Source organism: Actinocrinis puniceicyclus (assembly GCF_018283645.1).
GTDB lineage: Bacteria > Actinomycetota > Actinomycetes > Streptomycetales > Catenulisporaceae > Actinocrinis > Actinocrinis puniceicyclus.
Genome location: NZ_JAGSXH010000312.1, coordinates 1 through 1,501, shown reverse-complemented (window position 1 = coordinate 1,501; position 1,501 = coordinate 1). Strand labels below are relative to the sequence as shown.

At 67.4% G+C, this 1,501-nt stretch carries 1 protein-coding gene; it reads right to left on the bottom strand.

Features of this window, described 5'->3' with window-relative positions:
* Positions 1–241: 241 nt before the first annotated feature.
* Complete coding sequence (locus KGA66_RS28995; protein ID WP_211472788.1) at positions 242–1,093, bottom strand: ISAs1 family transposase; 852 nt, start codon at positions 1,091–1,093, stop codon at positions 242–244.
* Positions 1,094–1,501 lie beyond the last annotated feature (408 nt).

Here is a 1,501-nt window from a genome sequence, read left to right as displayed (position 1 = left end):
GAACACTGCCGACTGCGCAAGAGAGCACGAGGCAGTCCGATAGCGCAGAGGGCCTGTGAGCCTACAGGGCTTGCTTGAGCCGTGTGCCGCTACAAGTGGCACGCACGGTTCTTAGGGGGCCGGGGCCCAGCAATGCGCCCCGGCTACCCGACCGCGAGATCAGGATGCTGAAGTTACGGCAGAAGGTCTCCGGCTCGATGCGGACCCTTGCCGGAGCACAAGACTTCTGCGACCTGCGCTCCTACCTCGCCACCGCCCTCAAACACGGCATCCGGTTCATCGACGCCCTCACCATGCTGGCCAGGCGCTGTTCGACGCGGCCGTGCCCGCGGGTGGTGTCGGTGAAGGTCGCGAAGTCGCTGTCCGGTCCGCTTAGCACGAGGGCCGCGGCATGCAGCAGGGCGGGGCGGTTCGCCTTGACGGTGAGCAGGTAGTCGGCCTCGGCGTCCTCGACGATGCCGCGTGCGGTCTGCTCGCAGGTGTGTAGTGCGTCGAGGGTGACCAGTCGGCCGGTCACCTGCACGGCGCCGAGCAGGGTGCGCGCTTCGGGGATTTCGTTGGTCTTCGCGGCGACCTGGCGTTGGCCGAGTATCGCGCCGCTGGCCTGGTCGTAGGCGGCGACCAGGTGCGGGGCCGTGCCGTCGGGCCGTCTGGCGCCGCGTAGCGTCTTGCCGTCGATCGCGACTACCGGTTGGCCGGTGTCGGTGTCGGTGTCGGTGTCAGGGCTGGTCAGGTCGGTCAGGTGTGCGCCGAGGGCCGCGTCCAGCACGTCGCCGTCGATGAGTTCAAGCACCCGGTCGATCGTGGTCGCGTGCGGAACCTGGTGGCCGTGGAACGGGTCGAACCGGCAGCCGAGCGCGGCCAGTACGGCGCTGGGCGCGTCACGGGCCCATTCCTGGATTTCCAGCGGGCCTTTGCAGCCGGCCGCGGTCGCACAGGCGGCCAGGGCCAGGATCGATGCGAGGGTGTGTCGTCGGCCGCGCGCTGAGCGCGGGTCGGGTACGGAAGCGAAGCGTTCAAGCAGGTCGGGGCGTACGCCCGCCGGGGTTTGACCCGCAGGCGCGTCGATAGGCCAGAATGCCGTGGCAGGCACGGACCCTCCGATGATCAGCGGTGTAGGAACCTGAATGATCGTCAGAGGCCGTGCCTGCGCGCAACCCGGGGCACGCAGAGCGGGAAGATCAGGCAAACCGGGTCAGAGCGCGACTACGCAGCGGCCCTGCCATGCTGGCTGAACGCCGACCCTGGCTGCCCGCACACACCTGGAACCCTATTCAAAAGCCTTATTCGTGTCCGCCCAGGTCGGCGGCACTAATTCACAGCCTGTGAGTTACGCGGAAACTCTGGACAGCACGACGGCCCCTGCCCTTGAATCAATGCCACTTAGCTTGATGGGTTCAGGGCTCTGATCAGGTTGTTTCCACTGGTTTCGGGGTCGGGGCGGTAGCGTTCGGGGGTGAGTTCGAGTGCTGAGCCGATTGCGCCGTTGACGGACATGCTG